Source organism: Cupriavidus sp. SK-3 (genome assembly GCF_000611145.1).
In the GTDB taxonomy this organism is placed as follows: Bacteria; Pseudomonadota; Gammaproteobacteria; order Burkholderiales; family Burkholderiaceae; genus Cupriavidus.
This window is the reverse complement of the sequence record NZ_JFJV02000058.1, coordinates 1-281: the sequence shown is the minus strand read 5'-3', so window position 1 is coordinate 281 and position 281 is coordinate 1. Positions and strand designations below refer to the sequence as shown.

The 281-nt window shown below is 65.8% G+C and carries 1 protein-coding gene; it reads left to right on the top strand.

Features of this window, described 5'->3' with window-relative positions:
• Positions 1-281, top strand: a 281-nt coding sequence (locus CF70_RS37435; protein WP_035862072.1) for a tripartite tricarboxylate transporter permease, incomplete at both ends; no start/stop codon positions are given.

Sequence of the window (281 nt, the reverse complement as noted above, 5' to 3'; positions counted from 1 at the left end):
GAACTCGGGCGCGGCGCGCTTCTCCTTCGACATCCCGGAACTGACCGATGGCGTCGACTTCGTCGCGCTGGCCATGGGCATGTTTGGCTTCGCCGAGATCATCGCCAACCTGGAACAGAAGGAGCACCGCGAGACCTTCACCGATCACGTCACCAACCTGTGGCCGACCAAGGCCGACTTCAGGCGCATGGCGCCTGCCGTGTTGCGCGGCACCTTCCTGGGCTCCGCGCTGGGCATCCTGCCGGGCGGTGGTGCTGCGCTGGCTTCGTTTGCAGCCTACT